We start from the raw sequence: 14061 nt of genomic DNA on the forward strand, positions 1-14061 counted from the left end.
GCCGTTCCTTAGTTCTGCACTTCTTGAGAGGTGAATTGCTGCTGGCAACGGCGTTTGCCCTGAGCCAACTGTTCCATAACGGTTTTCAGATTGTGCGTTGTGAGAGAGTAGTAGCGTTTAGCGACAATCGCGCTCAGCAAATAACAGATCGCCGGAACAATCGTGAATAGCGCGATAATGATGCTAATTGTGGCGCTGTTCTGCGCTTTTTCTGCTGCATCATATCCACCGTAAGCCAGCATCCATCCGATAAGTGCGCCTCCGAAGGCCAACCCCAGTTTGAGCACAAACAGCGTGCCAGCAAAACTGATCCCGGTGAGTCGTTTACCATTACACCACTCGCCGTAGTCAACGGTATCGGACATCATTACCCACTGGATAGGTGTCACCAGTTGATGCAACACACCAATCACGAAGATGAAGACAAACATGGTGATGCTGGCCTGCATGGGAACGAAGAACATCGCGAGGCTAATCACGGCCAGCAGGGCGTTCGTCCACCAGAAGACAGAGACTTTACATTTCCAGTCGGTCAGCGGTTTTGCCAGTGCGGAGCCAATCAGGTTACCCACGCAATAAGTGGTGAGAAAAGCGACAAACACTTCCGGCGTACCCAGAATCCACGTGACGTAATACATCATCGCCCCACCACGTACACACACCGCCAGAATATTAAAAATGGTGAGAATACCGACAATACGCCACTGGTCGTTTTGCCAGATATCACGTAAATCTTCCCGCATAGGCGTCGTCGTAGGTGGCGCTTCAACGCGTTCTTTAGTGGTGAAGAAACAGAAAGCCAGCATCATAAATGCCACCACGGAAAGCACCGCGATGCCGCCCTGGAAACCGAGTGGTTTATTATCACCACCAATTAAATTAACCAGCGGCATCATCAGCACAGTGGAGAGCATGCCTCCCGCGGTCGCCAGCACAAAACGCCAGGATTGCAGCGAGATACGCTGAGTCGGGTCATTGGTAATTACACCACCCAATGCGCAGTAAGGGATATTGACGACGGTATAAAGTAAGGTAAGTAGGGTATAAGTAATTGCTGCATAGATCATTTTACCGTTCATACTGAGATCTGGCGTGCTATATGCCAGTACACAGACCACACCAAATGGCAGTGCGCCAAACAGTACCCACGGTCGAAATTTACCCCAGCGAGAGCGCGTTCGATCGGCCAGCAACCCCATGCAAGGATCGGAAATCGCATCCAGTGCACGAGCGACCAAAAACATGGTTCCGACAAATCCGGCAGGAATACCAAAAATATCGGTGTAAAAGAACATCATATATAACATTACGTTATCGAAGATAATGTGGCTGGCGGCATCTCCCATGCCATAACCAATTTTCTCTTTAACGGACAACACTTCACTCTTCATCTGCTTTTCCTTGATGCTATGGGGGTGCTGAGACCGATAAAGAGTTTTGTAAACCATCCCTGCCAGAGTGAATATTCCGATATCTGGTTATTAATTTATGATTCTTGTTTTATGTGATCGTGGTAGCGATAAACCTACCCATATATCATTGGAATATATGATATTTATGTTAATTATAATGGGTTAGTGATAAAGCTTTGCGCATATTGCCCGGAAAAAAATGAACCAGGGGATGTAGAAACTCAAGGAAGTAGCTATAATGCGCCCCGCCTCCATGTAGCAATCGAGGCGCGGAAGATCGTCGTCTCCGGTGAGGCGGCTGGACTTCAAATCCAGTTGGGGCCGCCAGCGGTCCCGGGCAGGTTCGACTCCTGTGATCTTCCGCCAATTTGCCTCTTCTGAACTCTCCCGACATTCACAAAACCTCTTCTATTTCCTTATATACCTGGCTTTATTTGTATCCTGTGACCCGTCCTGAATAGCGTTATTTTTGGGGTATCAAGTTAGTTACTGGCGCACATCCCCCTGGATGATGGATTCGTCAAAAGCCGGAGGATGTCATGGCACTCGATTACCAGAAAGGCAGTGGGCATATCACATTCAAGCGGCTGGATCTGGTGGGTAAGATGAATGACATGGTGGCGAAGCACTATCCGTCAGCGTTATCAGCAAAATAACACTGTTCATATGCGGTTCTCTGGCATACTACGTGAGTTATAGCATTACGGATTTGATTCTAACGGAGGCGGCATGTCAGACAAAGACTTAACCCAGTCCCCAGAAGGCGAATTTATTATGTTTGCCAGCGGTGACGGAGAAGTGCGTGTTGAATGTCGCTTTGAACAAGAAACACTCTGGCTCCCTCAGGCAACCATCGCAAACCTTTATCAGATCACTCCTCAGGCCGTCACGCAGCACATTAAAGCGATCTATGAAGAAGGCGAACTTGACCAAAACGCAACCTGTAAGTCTTACTTACAAGTTCAACAGGAAGGTAACCGCCAGGTAAGTCGCAACAAGCTACATTACAGCCTGCCTGTAATACTCGCTGTTGGCTATCGCGTTCGCTCGCCTCGCGGCACTCAATTCCGTCAGTGGGCAACACAGACGCTTCAGGAATACCTGATCAAAGGTTTTGTGATGGACGATGAGCGACTGAAGAATCCCCCTGTCGGTTCATCGGTTGTGCCCGACTATTTTGATGAGATGCTCGAACGTATCCGCGATATTCGCGCCAGCGAGCGCCGGGTATATTTGCGGGTGCGGGAGATCTTTGCATTAGCTGCTGACTATCAGCCTTCGTTAAAAGAAACCACGCAATTTTTTCAAACCATCCAGAACAAACTGCATTTTGCCTGTACCGGGCATACCGCTGCTGAACTCATTCATCTGCGTGCCGATGCCAGCCAGCCGCATATGGGGCTGACCAGCTATAAAGGTGAAGAGGTGCGTAAGAGCGACGTGACGGTGGCAAAAAATTATCTCACCCAGGATGAAGTCAGCGAGCTTAATCGCGTGGTTAACATGTGGCTGGACTTTGCCGAGGATCAGGCCCGTCGTCGTCAGCAGGTCTTTTTGCGCGACTGGCAGGATAAGCTGGATCAGTTCCTGCAATTTAATGACCGTGAGGTTCTACACGGCGCGGGTAAAATCAGTAAGAAAATGGCCGATGAAAAAGCGCAGACGGAGTATGTTCAGTTTGCCAAACAACAACGGTGCTTAAAAGAGGCCGAAGGCGAGAAGGATATTGCCGCTTTGCTACAGTGGAATAAAGAGTCGAAAAAGTAGCTCAGAATGCCCCCAACTCCATATGCAAAACCATTTGGGGATACTTATGGGGGTTACTCATTTATCCAATTCAAAATATGAATATTAAATCAATAAATTAACCATCAAATACGACCCCGATAATCTTCCGCCAATTTGCCTCTTCTGAACTCTCCCGACATTCACAAAACCTCTTCTATTTCCTTATATACCAGGTTTTATTTGTATCCTGAGGTCAACCGACTTCAACCTGCGGCACGTTATTTTTGGGGGGGCATTGGGGGTATCTTACCTGACTGATCTGGCCGCAATCACCGGGAAATCCTGTTCCCCGATGCTGCTTCATATCGACCTGGCTTTACCTGCGCTAATGAAACAACGGGAGCTGAAGCTGGCATTCCCTGGGATTTCTGGCTTACTACTGCGCCTGTTTTTCAACAAATCAACAGCAAGCAGGAGAGATCGTCCCCGGTATTGATCATGTCGATCGCTTTATCCATCCGCTGATTGATAATTGGCGAATGCAAGGTTTTCTCAGCAAGGCTCGCCACAATCTTCAGCACCGTTGCCTCATCTGGAGTGACTTCCAGCGATATCACACTCAGCAAATGCTTTGTGTAGAAATAGTCGAGGATCAAACGGTAAACCTGGCGCATAACCGTTGAGAAATCAGCCTCAGGAAAATGGCTGTGGTAAATTTTGTAGGTCAGTAAATTGCGCAATACATGCGGAGCGCTGAGGATAGATTCCTGGCAAAGCTGTTGCCACTGCTTGTCCAGAACTGCAAACTTGTCAGCCAGAACCTGCTTATCCGGGCTGTTTGCTACGTCTAAATACACTGCCATCTTTCGATGCGCATCAGCAATAATACGATCCCTGCTGCTCTTATTCGCGACAAGCGAACCCAATACCGTCAGCGCACGCACCTTCAATCCCACCGACTCCGTAGGCGTTGATTGACTCATCAGGCTAATACCTGCCGCCAGCTCGCTTAATAACGCCTGATGGTACTGTTCAGCCTGCACAAAATAGCGGTGCAGATCGAACTCAATGCGCTGTAGGTAAACCATAAACTGTGCCAGCGCTATCAGATTCTCTTCAACGTTCAACGATGGCGACTGCAGGAGGTGCCAGGCAAAGAGATGCACAATCTGGTGGATCTGATTAACCGGCTGCCTGGCAGTGAAGGGGGTTTTCGCCTTCGCCAACAGCTCATCCTGTTCGTGCACTAACATGCTGTCGGCATCAAACAATACCAGTCGGGCTACTTCTGGACATGAGATCACCATCGAATGGCGAGTTGTATCCGCGTAGTGCCTTTTGTTACGTGGATAAGTAGAACAGTTTTCTGAAAGCGCTTCTTCTCCCAGATCGCGATGAACCAGGCAGAGTTTATTTTCATCGAGAAACGGACACTGCCCCTGCGCGTCCAGTTTGATTATCGAATAGCGGCTTTTACCATTTCGCACCCGTAATAGATTCTCTTTCGCCAACTGGGCAATTTTCGGGTGTTGTTCGTTGAGGTAAGTATGATGGGTTTTCTTGTCGATGTGTATATTCCATCCCTGACAGCAGGAAATCAGGCAGTTGGGACCGACGCAGGAAAACTTCTTCACAAACTCGGGGGTTATTACTTTATGGATTTGCATAACATTCTTCGCGTTTAAAAAGCGAACAATAGCACGCTGTCAGAACAAAATGATAACGTCATAATCTGACGGTTTAACAAGTATTTCACCCGTTTCATAAATGTCGCCCCATCAAATGACTGGTTTACCTGAAGAACCATCCTCGCCATTTTTGCTATCATGCCTGCAACATAAACGACAAAACAGTATGCAGAGGAAAATATGAGTTCCACCAGAAAGGGAATGCTGAACGTTCTAATTGCCGCCGTTTTGTGGGGGAGTTCAGGGGTCTGCGCACAATACATCATGGAGCAAAGCCAGATGTCATCGCAGTTTCTTACCATGACGCGACTGATATTTGCCGGGTTTATTCTGCTGACACTCTCATTTGTCCACGGCGATAAAGTCTTCTCAATCATTAGAAATCATAAAGATGCCATCAGCCTGCTGATTTTTTCCATCGTTGGCGCGCTGACCGTCCAGCTTACTTTCTTACTGACCATCGAAAAATCCAATGCCGCTACAGCAACGGTGCTGCAATTTTTATCACCAACGATTATCGTGGCCTGGTTCTCACTAGTACGTAAATCACGCCCCGGCATTCTGGTATTTACCGCGATTTTGACCTCTCTCGTGGGCACCTTTTTGTTGGTCACCCACGGTAATCCGACATCGTTATCGATCTCTCCCGCCGCGCTGTTCTGGGGGATAGCTTCAGCCTTCGCTGCCGCATTCTATACAACATACCCCTCAACGCTCATTGCCCGTTACGGCACGCTGCCCGTCGTTGGCTGGAGTATGCTCATTGGTGGTCTGATCCTGCTACCTTTTTATGCCGGGCAAGGAACAAATTTCGTGGTTAATGGCAGCCTGATCCTGGCGTTTTTCTATCTGGTGGTAATTGGAACTTCACTGACCTTTAGTCTGTATTTGAAGGGCGCACAGTTAATTGGCGGGCCGAAAGCCAGCATTTTGAGTTGCGCAGAACCGTTAAGTAGCGCGCTGCTTTCTTTGCTGTTACTGGGGATCACCTTCACATTACCAGACTGGTTAGGGACACTATTGATTCTTTCATCAGTAATATTAATTTCTGTAGATTCCCGCCGCCGCGCCAGAAAAATTTAACTATCCAGCGCGGTACGGTTGATGATTACCAGCCCGGCACCGCGCCACCGTTAAAGATAGTTTCTGCCGCTTTAGCCACTTCCGGTGATTGATAAGATTGCAAAAATTCCTTCACATTTTCTGCATCCTTATTATCTGCCCGCGCCACCAGAATATTCACATACGGCGAATTTTTATCTTCAATAAAAACGCTGTCATGCACCGGGGAAAGCCCTGTTTGCTGAATATAAGTCGTGCTGATAATTGCCACATCCACTTTCGGATCATCCAGCACTCGCGGTAATTGTGCCCCTTCCAGCTCCATTATCTGCAAATGGCGCGGGTTCCCGGTAATATCCAGCGCCGTTGGCAGTAAACCTTTTCCCTCTTGCAGGGTGATCAGTTTCTCTTTTTGCAGCAGTAACAGCGCACGACCCAGATTGGTCGGATCATTCGGAATTGCTACTGTCGCCCCATCTTCTAGCTGATCGACCGTTTTGATTTTTTTCGAATAACCAGCCATCGGGAAGACAAAGGTATTTCCCACCGCCACCAGCTTGTAACCATGAGCCTGATTATCCTGTTCAAGGAAAGGGCGATGCTGGAAAACGTTGGCATCCAGTTCACCATGATTTGTTGCATCATTAGGCAGCAATGAGCCACTAAATCCTACCAGTTCAACCTCAAGGCCATACTTCTCTTTGGCCACTTTTTTAGCGACTTCCGCCACATCCTGTTCAGCACCGTTAATTACGCCAACTTTAATGTGTTTTGTATCGCTGCTTTGCTGGTCGCAGCCTGCCAGCAAGATCCCCGCCAGTAATAATGCAGCCCCTGTCCGTAGATGATGTGTTGTCAGTTTCATTTTTTATCCTTTTATTAATGATTACCTGACTATAGCGGTAAGGTCGCTGCGGTTTAAAAAACGAAACGCTATCGATAAGAATAAAAAGGAATAAAAGAGGCATATAAGGTCTGGCACTTCTTACTGACTACACAAGCGCGTTTCGTACAGCATGATGAGAGCGAATAAAGCAAACTACACTTATGCTTTATTCGATGCGCATTTGTAAGAGGTTGAATCCATGAAATCAACGACACTACTGCTTATTTTCACCGTTTTTACTGTGCCAGATATCGTATACGCCGAGTCACCTTTTAGCTCATTACAATCCGCAAAAGAGAAAAATACGGTATTGCAGGATTTGCGGAAAATTTGCACCCCACAGGCTTCATTGTCAGATGAAGCATGGGAAAAGTTAATGTTGTCAGATGAAGGCAATAAACAACACATACGCGAAGCCATCGTGGCGATGGAGCGTAATAATCAGAATAACTACTGGGAAGCGTTGGGTCGGGTAGAATGCCCGGATATGTAAGAGTGGCAATGACCTCTGACTAACGCCTCTTTAACCTGACATCAGGATTTCTTCATTTTCACCTTTGCGGTAACCAACAGTGCGGTAAGCAACATCAACGTACCGGACAATATTAACGGCGAAGTCAGGCCAATGTTATCCAACGCATAACCGCCGATTGCCGCGCCACAGGTATTGGCAAGCTGAATAACGGCCACCTGAATAGACCCGGCTTTTTCTGCTTGATCAGCCAGTGAGCGGGTGATCCACGTTGACCAGCCAACGGGAATTAAAGCAAAGGTCAGCCCCCAGATAATCGCCACGCCGGTAGCAACAATTTTATCGCTTCCCCACAACACCAGTATCAGCGCGCTAAAGGCGAGCACTAACGGTGCGCCCGCTAAGGCCAGTTTTACCGAACGTTTAAGAATGATCGACGAAAGCGATGTACCGACAAAGCTGGCGAGACCAAAACTCAGCAGTACCAGCGTTAAGCCATCTACGCCGAATCCCGCCAGATTCATATACACAGGGCGAATATAAGTGAAGAAAGCGAATTGCCCCGCAAAGGACATAAAGATAGCGATCATCCCGGCCATCACCCCCGGACGCTGCAACAGGCGGAAGGTATTTTGCTTCTGATGTGACGGTTCGCCAGGCAGTGAGGGCAATGATTTAATAATCCAGAAAATACACAGAACGCCCATCACTGCCGCCGCGTTAAAGACATTGCGCCAGCCGATAAGCTCGCCTAAAAAGCTGCCTAACGGCGCGGCAATCACCAGCGCGATAGAAACGGCACCGAAGATCACCGACAGAGCCTTCGGCACCATTCGAGGCGGCACCAGCCGCATGGTCAGCGACGCTGACATTGCCCAGAACCCACCCAACGCCAGTCCCAGACAAGCGCGGCCGATTAACAACATCCTGAAGGAACTGGCAAAGGAAACCAGCAAGCAAGAGAGCGTCAGCAAAACGGCAAACAAAATAACAACGTAGCGACGGTCAGTGGCCTGAATTGTCTGGGTAATAAACAAACTGGCAAACATCGCTACAAAGGCGGTAACAGTCACCGATTGTCCGGCAACCCCTTCCGAAATACCTAAATCCTGAGCCATTGGCGTCAATAAACTGACAGGCAAAAACTCAACGATAATCAGACAGGCGACGCAAAACGCCACCGAGAAAACGGCTGACCAGTTCGGTCGGGTGATGGCACCCGCGCCGCGGTTTTCTGTAATAAATTCACTCATGGTGTTACTCGAGGCATGTTTCAGGGGAAAAGCCGACCACTTTAACATTGAAATGTGTGATGCATTTAACGTTTTTGCAACTTTTACGGTGTCGCATGAGGTAGGGGTAAGATTGAAACGGAACAAGACAAAGATTGCCGGATGCGGCGTGAACGCCTTATCCGTACTCGGTCTGTAGGCCTGATAAGACGCGCCAGCGTCGCATCAGGCAAAGCGGTTTTAATGCAGCCAGTGAACGCCCTCAGTAGGCTGAAAAAACGCGTTATAGCGCATCTGGAAAGCGGTAATTTCCTGCATTTCAGGCTCTGTCTCTCGTAGAAAACCCAGCGCCAGCCTCACCTGTGCATCGGTAATGGGTGCGGCGAGACGGGCTTTTTGCAAAATTCGATGCCACTGATGCAGGTTCTGTTCACTGCCATCGACAATGACAATTTGCCAGATGAGCAACACCTGCGCGGCGTTTTGCAAGTGCGACTCATCCGGGCGATGCAGATAACGTAAAAATTCGTCACCGGCTAATTTTCCCATCTGATCGACCATCGATTCGACAGGCACCACGTCAATATTCAGCCGATCGCTCAGGCGGCGAATCGCTTTTCTGGCCCCGGATGTCAGCACCCGAAAACCAACCACAAACACCACCGCCAGCGTGGCAAGCATTATCCAGATCATGAGTTCTCCTGCGTAAACGGCACTCATGATATCTGGAAACACTTATCAGATACTAATCCACCAGGATGATTTTCAACGCAAATAGCGCCGCTACCACCACCACACACAGGTTCAGATCGCGCCAGCGCCCGGTGCACACTTTCATGATGCAGTACGACATAAAGCCCAGCGCGATACCTTCAGTAATTGAAAAGGTAAAAGGCATCATTACCGTGGTAATAAATGCGGGCACCGATTCGGTAAAATCATCCCAGTTAACGCGCGCCAGACTTGAAGTCATCAACACACCAACAAAGATTAACGCCCCGGCGGTTGCGTAAGGAGGAACCATCGCCACCAGCGGCGAGAAAAACATAACCAGCAGGAACATAACGCCGACCACTACCGCAGTCAGCCCCGTGCGACCACCGACCGCCACACCAGAAGTACTTTCAATATAGGCGGTAACAGAAGAGGTGCCGATAAACGCGCCAGCCACCGAACTGACGCTATCGACATACAGCGCCTTATTCATATTCGGGAATTTACCGTGACTATCTATTAAGCCAGCTTTATCAGTTACGCCAATTAATGTTCCTGATGAATCAAATAGGTTGATCAACATAAAGGAGAAAATGATACCGGCCAGTTCAAGCGACAATGCTCCGCTCAAATCAACTTCACCAATAACACCGCTAATATCAGGTGGAATGGAATAGATGCCGCTAAAATGAACATCACCAAAAAATAATCCACAGCAGGAAGTAACAACAATAGAAACCAACACCGCGGCGTGAAAATTACGTGATGACAACACGGTTATAATAAAAAAACCTAAAATACCCAACAACACACCATGAGAACTTAAATCACCAATCATCACCAGCGTATCTTTATTGGCGACAATAACACCGGTGTTTTTTAATCCCATTAAGGCAATAAATAACCCGATGCCACTGGTGATACCAATACGTAAACTTAACGGAATGTTAGATATCATCCAGTAACGTATACGAAAAAGCGTGAGCAAAAATAGCCCTATTGCGCCCCAGAATATAGCGCCCATACCGGTCTGCCAGGAGATGCCCATTGCCCCCACCACCACAAACGCAAAGAAGGCATTCAGCCCCATTGCTGGAGCCAGCGCTACGGGTAAGTTAGCAAATATCCCCATCGCAATGCTGCCGATACCGGCAATCAGACAGGTGGTGACAAACACCACTTTCGGATCCATTTGCGCCGCACCGAGAATTTGCGGGTTAACGAAAACGATGTACACCATGGTTAAAAAAGTGGTCATCCCTGCAATCAATTCTGTGCGGACGGTGGTCCCATGTTGCGGCAGTTTAAATAATCGCGAAAGCGTCCCTGATTCATTACTCACGTAATCGGTATTGTCATTATTCATTTTTTTGTCCATTGAAGGAGATTTAATTCCTTGCTTTTGTAAAACAAATGACAACAACGGTTCAGTGATAATTATCACATTTCAATTGCACATTAATGGATATTCTTTAATAATCTCGCGACGTTTCTTTATGATAAATAATAATCAAACTGATAAAATCAAAATGAGAAAAACATGAATAATTCTATTAGCCATAAATTTCATCACATTAGTCGGGACGAATACCAGGAATTGTTAGCCGTATCCCGTGGAGAAGCCGTTGCCGATTATATTATTGATAATGTCTCTATTCTGGATCTGATCAATGGCGGAGAAATTTCCGGCCCGATTGTGATTAAAGGGCGTTACATTGCCGGTGTTGGCGCAGAATACGCCGACGCTCCGGCTTTGCATCGAATTGATGCTAACGGCGCAACGGCAGTGCCGGGGTTTATTGATGCTCACTTGCATATTGAATCCAGCATGATGACGCCAGTCACCTTTGAAACCGCCACCCTGCCGCGTGGCCTGACAACCGTCATTTGCGACCCTCATGAAATCGTCAACGTCATGGGTGAAGCCGGATTCGCCTGGTTTGCCCGCTGCGCTGAACAGGCAAGGCAGAATCAGTATTTGCAGGTCAGTTCTTGCGTTCCCGCCCTGGAAGGCTGCGATGTAAACGGTGCCAGTTTTACCCTCGAACAGATGCTCACCTGGCGGGATCATCCGCAGGTTACCGGTCTGGCCGAGATGATGGACTATCCAGGCGTGATTAGCGGCCAAAATGCGCTACTCGATAAACTGGACGCGTTTCGCCATCTGACGCTGGACGGTCACTGTCCCGGTTTGGGTGGTAAAGAACTTAACGCTTATATTGCTGCGGGTATTGAAAACTGCCACGAAAGTTATCTGCTGGAAGAAGGTCGCCGGAAATTACAACTCGGTATGTCGTTGATGATCCGCGAAGGGTCCGCCGCCCGCAATCTCAATGCACTGGCACCGTTGATCAACGAATTTAACAGCCCGCAATGCATGCTCTGTACCGATGACCGTAACCCGTGGGAAATTGCCCATGAAGGGCATATCGACGCCTTAATCCGCCGCCTGATCGAACAACACAATGTGCCGCTGCATGTGGCATATCGTGTAGCCAGTTGGTCGACGGCGCGTCATTTTGGTCTTAATCATCTCGGTTTACTGGCACCAGGCAAACAGGCCGATATCGTTCTGCTAAGTGACGCGCGTAAGGTCACAGTACAACAGGTACTGGTGAAAGGCGAACCGATTGACGCACAAACCTTACAGGCACAAGAGTCGGTAAGACTGGCGCAATCTGCCCCGCCGTATGGCAATACCATTGCCCGCCAGCCTGTTTCCGCCAGCGACTTTGCGCTGCAATTTACTCCCGGAAAACGCTATCGTGTCATTGACGTTATTCATAACGAACTGATTACGCACTCCCGCTCCTGCGTTTACAGCGAAAACGGTTTTGATCGCGATGATGTGTGCTTTATTGCCGTGCTTGAGCGCTACGGACAACGACTGACTCCGGCCTGTGGTTTGCTCGGCGGCTTTGGCCTGAACGAAGGCGCGATGGCGGCGACGGTCAGCCATGACAGCCATAATATTGTGGTGATCGGTCGTAGCACCGAAGAAATGGCGCTGGCGGTGAATCAGGTTATTCAGGACGGCGGTGGGCTTTGCGTAGTACGTAACGGTCAGGTACAGAGCCACCTGCCGTTGCCCATTGCCGGGCTGATGAGCACCGACACAGCGCAGTCACTGGCGGAACAAATTGACGCATTGAAAGTCGCCGCCCGTGAATGTGGTTCACTACCGGATGAACCGTTTATTCAGATGGCATTTCTTTCCCTGCCAGTGATCCCCGCGCTGAAACTGACCAGCCAGGGTTTGTTTGATGGCGAGACGTTTTCCTTCACTACGCTTGAGATCGTGGAATAAAAAAAGCCCGGCATCATGCCGGGCAAAAGTCACCAGTTACGTTTATGCCACTGTCAACTGCTGAATTTTTTTCTCGCGGCGGATTTTGCGTTCTTCCATCACCGCGACTATCGCCATCAGGCAGATACAGCCAATTGCGGCGATATCCAGCGCGGCGAAGGTTCCAGCCCAGCCGGTAAGGCCGAATACCGGAGTACCATCGGCAATCATCCCCAGACCTAACTTGGCAAAGCTGTCACCAATCAGGTAGGCGAAGGTGCCTTTAATCCCGTCGGCAGCGCCGATCGCTTTTTTCGGTACAAAGCCAACAGCCGCCACGCCAATCAACAGTTGCGGACCAAATACCAGGAAACCTAATGCAAAGAGAGAAGCCAGGTAGATATATTGATTGCTGGCGTGCTGATACACACCGAGTGTCGCGATAATCAGTGCCAGCGCGATGCAGGCCACCAGGCCACGGCGACCATTCGCCAGGTCGGAGAGCCAGCCCCACAGCAGCGTACCGACCAGTGCGCCTGCTTCAAACAGCGTAAAGCCCTGAATCGCTACCGCTTTAGAGAGTTTGAGTTCCTGGAAAGCGTAGACGGTTGACCACTGGTCGATACCAATACGCACCACGTACAGGAAGATGTTGGCGAAGCACAGCAGCCAGATCACTTTGTTTTTCAAAACATATTCGACAAAGATCTGCCACTTGGTCATATCCGTGGATTCCGTCTCTTTGTCCTCTTCGCTGATCTCTTCACCGAACAGTTCTTCGGCTTTGCCAAGACCATAAGCTTCAGGGGAGTCACTTCCGTAACGCAGACCGATAAAACCGACAATCAGTGCAATAATCGACGGGAAAATAAACATGCCAATCACGTGGCCATCGAACAGGTAATTTGCGCCGAACAGCGCCACACCCGCCGCACCCGCGCCGCCGAGGTTGTGGGAAATGTTCCAGAAACCGAGGAACGTCCCGCGCTTACGACGCGGCGTCCATTTGGTGATGGTGGAGTAACTGCACGAACCGCCGGTGCTCTGGAAAAAGCCGCTTAAGGCGTAGAAAGCAATCATCAGGAACAGGCTAACCGAGCCGCTGCCCATACTGGCGCTGAACCCCAGCATACAAATAGCTGAAAGGATCAGCATGAATGGCAGGAACTGCTTAGTATTTTTGCCGTCAGCGTAATAGGAAACCAGCGTTTTACCCACGCCATAGGTGATGGAGAAGCCCAGTCCTATCATCCCCAACTGCGTCATGCTCAGCCCGTAGGTGGAGATCATGTCGTTCTGCGCAATGTTAAAGTTCTTACGAATCAGGTACATCGTCAGGTAGCCAATAAAGACCACCAGGTAGGATTGCATGAACGGTTTGAACCACATTTTGCGCCGCACTTCGAGCGGAAGATCCAGAGTCGGCTTGCGAACCTGGTTGAGGAAAGCCAGCATGGGTTACTCCTGAAATGAATACCTGCGTGAGGTATTCATTGTAAAAATCAGCAGCAAATCAGGCCTGGGATAGCGTCCAGGCAAAACCAGGAAAATTTCTTAGTTTTGCCGGATATGAAGTAAAAA

At 49.0% G+C, this 14061-nt stretch carries 10 protein-coding genes, 1 tRNA gene and 2 pseudogenes; 6 read left to right on the forward strand and 7 right to left on the reverse strand.

What is annotated here, in order from left to right:
- Window positions 1-8: 8 nt before the first annotated feature.
- Window positions 9-1391 carry a glycoside-pentoside-hexuronide family transporter gene (locus tag A31E_RS04090; RefSeq protein ID WP_000834449.1) on the reverse strand — a complete coding sequence of 461 codons (1383 nt, stop codon included), beginning with the start codon at window positions 1389-1391 and terminating at the stop codon, window positions 9-11.
- A 292-nt stretch (window positions 1392-1683) separates the two neighbouring features.
- Here A31E_RS04090 and A31E_RS04085 point away from each other — a divergent pair.
- The 3 genes and pseudogenes from A31E_RS04085 (at window position 1684) to A31E_RS04080 (ending at window position 3179) form a co-directional block, all read left to right on the forward strand.
- Window positions 1684-1778, forward strand: a tRNA-Sec gene (locus A31E_RS04085).
- Between the two features lie 185 nt (window positions 1779-1963).
- A pseudogene (locus A31E_RS24760) lies at window positions 1964-2068 on the forward strand (DUF4942 domain-containing protein); the annotation flags it as partial.
- A gap of 73 nt (window positions 2069-2141) precedes the next feature.
- On the forward strand, window positions 2142-3179 hold the full coding sequence (locus A31E_RS04080; protein WP_001280590.1) for a virulence RhuM family protein: 1038 nt from the start codon (window positions 2142-2144) through the stop codon (window positions 3177-3179).
- Between the two features lie 413 nt (window positions 3180-3592).
- On the opposite strand, the gene fliB is transcribed toward A31E_RS04080, so the two are convergent.
- On the reverse strand, window positions 3593-4807 hold the full coding sequence (gene fliB, locus A31E_RS04075) for a flagellin lysine-N-methylase (protein WP_016249420.1): 1215 nt from the start codon (window positions 4805-4807) through the stop codon (window positions 3593-3595).
- Window positions 4808-5008: 201 nt separating this feature from the next.
- On the opposite strand from fliB, the pseudogene A31E_RS04070 reads away from it, so the two are divergent.
- Window positions 5009-5933 (forward strand): annotated as a pseudogene (locus A31E_RS04070) (carboxylate/amino acid/amine transporter).
- Between the two features lie 3 nt (window positions 5934-5936).
- Here the strand turns inward: A31E_RS04070 and nlpA are convergent.
- Window positions 5937-6755: a lipoprotein NlpA gene (gene nlpA / locus A31E_RS04065; protein ID WP_000779416.1), complete on the reverse strand. Its 819-nt coding sequence runs from the start codon at window positions 6753-6755 to the stop codon at window positions 5937-5939.
- Between the two features lie 220 nt (window positions 6756-6975).
- Between nlpA and yicS the strand changes: the two genes are divergently transcribed.
- Window positions 6976-7269 carry a protein YicS gene (yicS, locus tag A31E_RS04060; protein ID WP_000843473.1) on the forward strand — a complete coding sequence of 98 codons (294 nt, stop codon included), beginning with the start codon at window positions 6976-6978 and terminating at the stop codon, window positions 7267-7269.
- Between the two features lie 41 nt (window positions 7270-7310).
- Here yicS and nepI read toward each other — a convergent pair whose 3' ends face one another.
- From nepI to adeQ, 3 genes are all read right to left on the reverse strand, one after another.
- Window positions 7311-8501 carry a purine ribonucleoside efflux pump NepI gene (gene nepI / locus A31E_RS04055; RefSeq protein ID WP_016249421.1) on the reverse strand — a complete coding sequence of 397 codons (1191 nt, stop codon included), beginning with the start codon at window positions 8499-8501 and terminating at the stop codon, window positions 7311-7313.
- A gap of 219 nt (window positions 8502-8720) precedes the next feature.
- A complete protein-coding gene (locus tag A31E_RS04050; RefSeq protein ID WP_001517442.1) occupies window positions 8721-9173 on the reverse strand; it encodes a DUF1198 domain-containing protein in 453 nt (150 codons plus the stop codon).
- 52 nt (window positions 9174-9225) lie between these two features.
- The gene (gene adeQ / locus A31E_RS04045; RefSeq protein WP_010377843.1) at window positions 9226-10560 is read right to left on the reverse strand and encodes an adenine permease AdeQ; all 1335 of its coding nucleotides are present in this window, start codon (window positions 10558-10560) and stop codon (window positions 9226-9228) included.
- A gap of 174 nt (window positions 10561-10734) precedes the next feature.
- On the opposite strand from adeQ, the gene adeD reads away from it, so the two are divergent.
- Window positions 10735-12501 carry an adenine deaminase gene (gene adeD / locus A31E_RS04040; RefSeq protein ID WP_016249422.1) on the forward strand — a complete coding sequence of 589 codons (1767 nt, stop codon included), beginning with the start codon at window positions 10735-10737 and terminating at the stop codon, window positions 12499-12501.
- Window positions 12502-12543: 42 nt separating this feature from the next.
- Here the strand turns inward: adeD and uhpT are convergent, their stop codons facing one another.
- Window positions 12544-13935, reverse strand: a complete 1392-nt coding sequence (gene uhpT, locus A31E_RS04035; protein ID WP_000879190.1) for a hexose-6-phosphate:phosphate antiporter — start codon at window positions 13933-13935, stop codon at window positions 12544-12546.
- Window positions 13936-14061 lie beyond the last annotated feature (126 nt).

The organism is Escherichia sp. KTE159, from assembly GCF_000408805.1.
GTDB lineage: Bacteria > Pseudomonadota > Gammaproteobacteria > Enterobacterales > Enterobacteriaceae > Escherichia > Escherichia marmotae.

What these genes read in the sequence shown, in the direction of transcription:
- A31E_RS04050 (WP_001517442.1), bottom strand. Translation starts at nt 9,173, where the DNA reads ATGATCTGGATAATGCTTGCCACGCTGGCGGTGGTGTTTGTGGTTGGT.
- A31E_RS04080 (WP_001280590.1), top strand. Translation starts at nt 2,142, where the DNA reads ATGTCAGACAAAGACTTAACCCAGTCCCCAGAAGGCGAATTTATTATG.
- adeD (WP_016249422.1), top strand. Translation starts at nt 10,735, where the DNA reads ATGAATAATTCTATTAGCCATAAATTTCATCACATTAGTCGGGACGAA.
- nlpA (WP_000779416.1), bottom strand. Translation starts at nt 6,755, where the DNA reads ATGAAACTGACAACACATCATCTACGGACAGGGGCTGCATTATTACTG.
- adeQ (WP_010377843.1), bottom strand. Translation starts at nt 10,560, where the DNA reads ATGAATAATGACAATACCGATTACGTGAGTAATGAATCAGGGACGCTT.
- fliB (WP_016249420.1), bottom strand. Translation starts at nt 4,807, where the DNA reads ATGCAAATCCATAAAGTAATAACCCCCGAGTTTGTGAAGAAGTTTTCC.
- uhpT (WP_000879190.1), bottom strand. Translation starts at nt 13,935, where the DNA reads ATGCTGGCTTTCCTCAACCAGGTTCGCAAGCCGACTCTGGATCTTCCG.
- nepI (WP_016249421.1), bottom strand. Translation starts at nt 8,501, where the DNA reads ATGAGTGAATTTATTACAGAAAACCGCGGCGCGGGTGCCATCACCCGA.
- A31E_RS04090 (WP_000834449.1), bottom strand. Translation starts at nt 1,391, where the DNA reads ATGAAGAGTGAAGTGTTGTCCGTTAAAGAGAAAATTGGTTATGGCATG.
- yicS (WP_000843473.1), top strand. Translation starts at nt 6,976, where the DNA reads ATGAAATCAACGACACTACTGCTTATTTTCACCGTTTTTACTGTGCCA.